Source organism: Streptomyces sp. NBC_00461, from assembly GCF_036013935.1.
Taxonomy (GTDB): Bacteria; Actinomycetota; Actinomycetes; order Streptomycetales; family Streptomycetaceae; genus Streptomyces.
This window is the reverse complement of sequence record NZ_CP107902.1, coordinates 1,633,110-1,640,000: the sequence shown is the minus strand read 5'-3', so window position 1 is coordinate 1,640,000 and position 6,891 is coordinate 1,633,110. Positions and strand designations below refer to the sequence as shown.

Annotated in this window: 4 protein-coding genes and 2 rRNA genes (1 of these 6 cut by a window edge); all 6 read left to right on the top strand. The window is 63.1% G+C overall.

All coding sequences use genetic code 11. The features are described 5' to 3' along the window. Positions 1–2,007, top strand: a 23S ribosomal RNA gene (locus OG870_RS08020) (it extends 1,111 nt beyond the left edge of the window). 91 nt (positions 2,008–2,098) lie between these two features. Further along, positions 2,099–2,215: ribosomal RNA gene (gene rrf / locus OG870_RS08015) — 5S ribosomal RNA — on the top strand. A gap of 111 nt (positions 2,216–2,326) precedes the next feature. Next, on the top strand, positions 2,327–2,935 hold the full coding sequence (locus tag OG870_RS08010) for a CDP-alcohol phosphatidyltransferase family protein (RefSeq protein WP_266586126.1): 609 nt from the start codon (positions 2,327–2,329) through the stop codon (positions 2,933–2,935). Positions 2,936–3,050: 115 nt separating this feature from the next. After that, positions 3,051–5,546, top strand: coding sequence for a mannose-1-phosphate guanyltransferase (locus OG870_RS08005; protein ID WP_266586128.1), 2,496 nt, complete (start codon positions 3,051–3,053; stop codon positions 5,544–5,546). 107 nt (positions 5,547–5,653) lie between these two features. Then, positions 5,654–6,559 (top strand): DUF881 domain-containing protein, encoded by a 906-nt coding sequence (locus tag OG870_RS08000; RefSeq protein ID WP_266531285.1) that lies wholly within the window; start codon positions 5,654–5,656, stop codon positions 6,557–6,559. Beyond that, positions 6,556–6,888 (top strand): small basic family protein, encoded by a 333-nt coding sequence (locus tag OG870_RS07995; RefSeq protein ID WP_003988855.1) that lies wholly within the window; start codon positions 6,556–6,558, stop codon positions 6,886–6,888. The genes OG870_RS08000 and OG870_RS07995 overlap by 4 nt, the downstream gene beginning before the upstream one ends. The last annotated feature ends 3 nt before the right edge of the window (positions 6,889–6,891 follow it).

The window sequence follows — 6,891 nt, the reverse complement described above, 5'->3', positions numbered from 1 at the left end:
CGTACGCTAAGTGGGAAAGGATGTGGAGTCGCACAGACAACCAGGAGGTTGGCTTAGAAGCAGCCACCCTTGAAAGAGTGCGTAATAGCTCACTGGTCTAGTGATTCCGCGCCGACAATGTAGCGGGGCTCAAGCGTACCGCCGAAGTCGTGTCATTCATGCTATAGGGCCAACGCCCGCATGGATGGGTAGGGGAGCGTCGTGTGCCGGGTGAAGCCGCGCCGGAAGGCAGTGGTGGACGGTTCACGAGTGAGAATGCAGGCATGAGTAGCGATACACACGTGAGAAACGTGTGCGCCGATTGACTAAGGGTTCCTGGGTCAAGCTGATCTGCCCAGGGTAAGTCGGGACCTAAGGCGAGGCCGACAGGCGTAGTCGATGGATAACCGGTTGATATTCCGGTACCCGCTGTGAAGCGTCAAACATTGAATCAGGCGATGCTAAGTCCGTGAAGCCGTTCCGGACCCTTCGGGGAATGGAAAGTGGTGGAGCCGACGGACCAGACTTGTAGTAGGTGAGTGATGGGGTGACGCAGGAAGGTAGTCCAGCCCGGGCGGTGGTTGTCCCGGGGTAAGGGTGTAGCCCGTCATCCAGGTAAATCCGGATGGCATGTGGGTGAGACCTGATGCCGAGCCGATTGTGGTGAAGTGGATGATCCTATGCTGTCGAGAAAAGCCTCTAGCGAGTTTCATGGCGGCCCGTACCCTAAACCGACTCAGGTGGTCAGGTAGAGAATACCGAGGCGTTCGGGTGAACTATGGTTAAGGAACTCGGCAAAATGCCCCCGTAACTTCGGGAGAAGGGGGGCCATCACCGGTGATTGGATTTTCTCCATGAGCTGGGGGTGGCCGCAGAGACCAGCGAGAAGCGACTGTTTACTAAAAACACAGGTCCGTGCGAAGCCGTAAGGCGATGTATACGGACTGACGCCTGCCCGGTGCTGGAACGTTAAGGGGACCGGTTAGTGCGCTTTCGGGCGTGCGAAGCTGAGAACTTAAGCGCCAGTAAACGGCGGTGGTAACTATAACCATCCTAAGGTAGCGAAATTCCTTGTCGGGTAAGTTCCGACCTGCACGAATGGCGTAACGACTTCTCGACTGTCTCAACCATAGGCCCGGTGAAATTGCACTACGAGTAAAGATGCTCGTTTCGCGCAGCAGGACGGAAAGACCCCGGGACCTTTACTACAGTTTGATATTGGTGTTCGGTTCGGCTTGTGTAGGATAGCTGGGAGACTGTGAACTCTGGACGCCAGTTCAGGGGGAGTCGTCGTTGAAATACCAGTCTGGTCGTGCTGGATGTCTAACCTGGGTCCGTGATCCGGATCAGGGACAGTGTCTGATGGGTAGTTTAACTGGGGCGGTTGCCTCCTAAAGAGTAACGGAGGCGCCCAAAGGTTCCCTCAGCCTGGTTGGCAATCAGGTGTTGAGTGTAAGTGCACAAGGGAGCTTGACTGTGAGACCGACGGGTCGAGCAGGGACGAAAGTCGGGACTAGTGATCCGGCGGTGGCTTGTGGAAGCGCCGTCGCTCAACGGATAAAAGGTACCCCGGGGATAACAGGCTGATCTTCCCCAAGAGTCCATATCGACGGGATGGTTTGGCACCTCGATGTCGGCTCGTCGCATCCTGGGGCTGGAGTCGGTCCCAAGGGTTGGGCTGTTCGCCCATTAAAGCGGTACGCGAGCTGGGTTTAGAACGTCGTGAGACAGTTCGGTCCCTATCCGCTGCGCGCGCAGGAATATTGAGAAGGGCTGTCCCTAGTACGAGAGGACCGGGACGGACGAACCTCTGGTGTGCCAGTTGTTCTGCCAAGGGCATGGCTGGTTGGCTACGTTCGGGAGGGATAACCGCTGAAAGCATCTAAGCGGGAAGCCTGCTTCGAGATGAGTATTCCCACCCACTTGATGGGGTAAGGCTCCCAGTAGACGACTGGGTTGATAGGCCGGATCTGGAAGCCCAGTAATGGGTGGAGGTGACCGGTACTAATAGGCCGAGGGCTTGTCCTCAGTTGCTCGCGTCCACTGTGTTGGTTCTGAAACCACGAACAGCCCCGTTGTCGGGCCACGACAACGGTGCGGCTGAACAGTTTCATAGTGTTTCGGTGGTTATAGCGTGAGGGAAACGCCCGGTTACATTCCGAACCCGGAAGCTAAGCCTTACAGCGCCGATGGTACTGCAGGGGGGACCCTGTGGGAGAGTAGGACGCCGCCGAACTCCTTTTAGAGCTCTGGCTCTTGGGCACACAAGCCCAAGGGCCAGAGCTTTTTTGCGTTGGGGTAAGGTCAGGGAGCATCGTTGGCTCGTTTTCCCACAGGAGGCTCCCGGGTGGAGGTCCAGGAGACCCGCGTCCAGACAGACCGGGTCCTCACCATCCCCAACATCCTCAGCATGGCTCGTCTCGCCGGCGTGCCGGTCTTCCTGTGGCTGGTTCTCAGGCCTGAGTTCGGAGGCCCCAAGAGTGACGGGTGGGCGCTGCTGGTGCTGGCTCTGAGCGGAGTCAGCGATTACCTCGACGGCAAGCTCGCGCGGCGTTGGAACCAGATCAGCAGCCTCGGCCGGCTCCTCGACCCGGCAGCCGACCGGCTCTACATTCTCTCCACGTTGGTGGGCCTCACCTGGCGCGAGATTCTGCCGATCTGGTTGACCGCTCTACTTCTGGCGCGTGAGCTGGTCCTCTTGGTGATGGTGGGCATCCTCAGGCGGCACGGCTATCCGCCGCCGCAGGTGAACTTCCTGGGGAAGGCAGCCACGTTCAACCTGATGTACGCCTTCCCGTTGCTCCTGCTCAGTGACGGCACCGGATGGATCTCGTCACTCGCTGCTATTTTCGGATGGGCGTTCGCAGGATGGGGTACAACGCTCTACTGGTGGGCAGGAGTCCTCTACGTGGTACAAGTCCGCCGCCTGGTCCGTGCGGACGCCATGGCCGATTGAACTCGCCGATTCCTGCGGCCGTAGCGGCTCGATGGCCCTCGGCGGAAAAGTGCGGGACAATCTGGATGGGTGAAGTCGGCTAGACCGTCGTCTCTTTGAGGAGGACGCTTCCGACATGAAGGCCGTCGTGATGGCCGGAGGCGAAGGCACACGCCTTCGCCCCATGACCTCAAGCATGCCCAAGCCGCTCCTGCCCGTGGCCAACCGCCCGATCATGGAGCATGTGCTACGGCTGCTCAAAAGGCATGGGCTGAACGAGACCGTCGTAACTGTCCAGTTCCTGGCCTCATTGGTCAAGAACTATTTCGGTGATGGCGAAGAGCTCGGAATGGAGCTTTCCTATGCCAACGAGGAGAAGCCACTCGGTACCGCAGGGAGCGTCAAGAACGCGGAAGAGGCGTTGAAGGACGATGCTTTCCTCGTCATCTCCGGTGATGCCCTGACCGACTTCGACCTCACCGAGCTGATCAACTTCCACAAGGAAAAGGGTGCGCTCGTCACTGTGTGTCTGACGCGCGTGCCCAATCCGCTGGAGTTCGGTATCACGATCGTCGACGAAGAAGGCAAGGTCGAGCGCTTCCTCGAGAAGCCGACCTGGGGCCAGGTTTTCTCCGACACCGTGAACACGGGCATCTATGTCATGGAGCCCGAGGTCTTCGACTATGTCGAGCCCGATGTGCCCGTCGACTGGTCCGGGGATGTCTTCCCGCAGTTGATGAAGGAGGGCAAGCCGATCTATGGCTATGTCGCCGAGGGCTACTGGGAGGACGTCGGCACCCACGAGAGCTATGTGAAGGCGCAGGCCGATGTCCTGGAGGGCAAGGTCGACGTCGAGATCGACGGTTTCGAGATCTCCCCGGGTGTGTGGGTGGCGGAAGGCGCCGAGGTACATCCCGATGCCGTTCTCCGCGGACCCCTCTACATCGGTGACTACGCCAAGGTCGAGGCCGGCGCCGAAATTCGCGAGCACTCGGTTGTGGGCTCGAACGTCGTCGTGAAGAGCGGCGCTTTCCTGCACAAATCCGTGGTGCACGACAACGTCTACGTGGGGCAGCACTGCAATCTGCGTGGGTGTGTCGTCGGAAGGAACACCGACATCATGCGTGCCGCGCGGATCGAGGACGGCGCGGTCATCGGCGACGAGTGCCTCATCGGTGAAGAATCGATCGTTCAGGGCAATGTGCGGGTCTACCCGTTCAAGACCATCGAGGCCGGCGCCTTCGTGAACACCTCGGTGATCTGGGAGTCCAGGGGGCAGGCGCATCTCTTCGGTGCTCGTGGCGTCTCCGGCATCCTGAACGTCGAGATCACGCCAGAGCTCGCGGTGCGGCTCGCCGGCGCCTACGCGACGACCCTGAAGAAGGGCTCCACTGTCACCACGGCTCGCGACCACTCCCGTGGCGCGCGTGCCCTGAAGCGGGCGGTCATCTCCGCTCTGCAGGCCAGCGCGATCGACGTGCGCGACCTGGAGAACGTACCGCTGCCCGTCGCCCGGCAGCAGACCGCGCGGGGCAGTGCCGGCGGGATCATGATCAGGACCACGCCCGGGGTGCCGGACTCCGTGGACATCATGTTCTTCGACGGGAACGGCGCCGATCTGTCCCAGGGCAGCCAGCGAAAGCTGGACCGGGTGTTCGCACGGCAGGAGTACCGCAGGGCGTTCCCCGGTGAGATCGGGGATCTGCACTTCCCCGCCAGCGTCTTCGACTCGTACACAGGGTCGCTGCTGCGCAATGTCGACACGACCGGGATCAAGGAGTCCGGACTGAAGGTCGTCGTCGACGCGTCGAACGGCAGTGCCGGTCTCGTCCTGCCCAGCCTGCTCGGCAAGCTCGGCGTGGACTCGCTGACGATCAACCCGGGGCTCGATGAGTCGCGGCCGACCGAGACCGCAGATGTCCGGCGGTCCGGGCTGGTGCGGCTCGGTGAGATCGTGGCGTCCTCGCGGGCCGCCTTCGGGGTGCGGTTCGACCCGGTCGGCGAGCGGCTGTCGCTGGTCGACGAGAAGGGGCGGATCGTCGAGGACGACCGTGCGTTGCTCGTCATGCTCGACCTGGTGGCCGCCGAGCGGCGCAGCGGGCGAGTGGCGCTGCCGGTGACCACGACGAGGATCGCCGAGCAGGTGGCGGCCTACCACGGGACGCAGGTGGAGTGGACGACGACCTCGCCCGACGACCTGACACGGGTCGGCGGTGACGACTCGACCATCTTCGGCGGTGACGGCAGGGCCGGCTTCATCATCCCGGAATTCAGCAGTGTCTTCGACGGTACGGCTGCCTTCGTACGGCTGATCGGGCTGGTGGCGCGGACGCAGCTCACCCTGAGCCAGATCGACGCGCGGATTCCGCGTGCGCACGTCCTGAAACGCGATCTGGCGACCCCCTGGGCCGTCAAGGGGCTTGTGATGCGGCGGGTCGTCGAAGCGGCCGGAGACCGCTTCGTGGACACCACCGACGGCGTGCGGGTCGTGGAGACCGACGGGCGCTGGGTGATGGTGCTGCCGGACCCAGCCGAGGCGGTCACCCACCTGTGGGCGGAAGGGCCGGACGACGCCTCCGCACAGGCTCTGCTCGACGAGTGGTCGGCGGTCGTGGACAGCGCAGGGCGCTGAAAGACGCAGCACGCGCGCGTGCCGGACAGGTGTCCCCAACGGGGCCTGTCCGGCACGCGGGTGGGGCCATTCGGAGGTAGTGGGCGCGACGTGCGACGATGTGCTGCATGCCGCAGCAGCCCCCCGTTCGGAGCACACCCACGCGATCATCGCGCCCGGACGCCTCCATGTCGCTGCTCACCAACGTCATGGACCACAGCCTCGACGACGGCTACGCCGAGGCGGCCGCCCGGAAGAAGGCTGAGGGCGCGGGCGGCATGCCGAAGACCCTCCAGGCCAGGCTCGGCCTGGCCGCCGGGCTGGTGCTCGCGGCTCTCGTCGTGACCGTCGGAGCGGCACAGGCGCGCGTGGCGGCTCCCGTCGTCGCCAAGGAGCGGGAGGAGCTGATCGACCGCATCGACCGCGAGACCGCGGCGGCGGACAAGCTGGAAGGCTCCGTGGACAAACTGCGCGACGACGTGAGTGCGCGGCAGCGGGAGGCACTGAAGCACAGCGGTGGCGGAGACAAGAGCGAGCTGGTGGGCATTCTGTCCGGTGCGGTGCAAGTGCACGGCCCCGGCGTGAAGCTCGTCGTGAACGACGCCAAGGAAGCCACCAGCGGCGGAAACGGCGACCCGCGCGAGACCTCGGACTTCTCCGACACCGGTCGGGTGCGCGACCGCGACATGCAGCGCGTGGTCAACGGGCTGTGGGAGTCGGGGGCCGAGGCCGTCTCCATCAACGGCCAGCGGCTGACGGCGCTGTCGGCGATCAGGGCCGCGGGAGACGCGATACTGGTCGACAACAAGCCACTGGTTCCGCCTTACACGGTGCTCGCCGTGGGGAACGGCAAACAGCTGAGCACCAGGTTCCAGAACAGTGCCGACGGGCTGTATCTGCATGCCCTGCAGGAGAACTACGGCATCCGGACCAGCATCTCCGTGGAGAGCGACCTCCGGTTGCCCGCAGCACCGAGTGTGATCGTACGTACTGCACAGCCGAGCACCGAGAAAACTGAGAAGGGCACATCGTGATCGCCGTACTGGGCCTCGTCGTGGGAGTCGTGGCCGGACTGTTGGTCCGGCCTGAGGTTCCGGCGGTCGTCGAGCCTTATCTGCCGATCGCCGTCGTCGCGGCGCTCGACGCCGTCTTCGGTGGTCTGCGGGCCATGCTCGACGGGATTTTCGACGACAAGGTCTTCGTGGTGTCGTTCCTGTCCAACGTGGTCGTGGCCGCGCTGATCGTGTTCCTGGGGGACAAGTTGGGCGTGGGCGCCCAGTTGTCCACCGGTGTCGTCGTGGTGCTCGGTATCCGTATCTTTTCGAACGCCGCGGCGATCCGACGACACGTCTTCCGGGCGTGAGGC

Coding starts and splice junctions, on each gene's coding strand:
- OG870_RS08005 (WP_266586128.1), top strand. CDS start 3,051: ATGAAGGCCGTCGTGATGGCCGGAGGCGAAGGCACACGCCTTCGCCCC.
- OG870_RS08000 (WP_266531285.1), top strand. CDS start 5,654: ATGCCGCAGCAGCCCCCCGTTCGGAGCACACCCACGCGATCATCGCGC.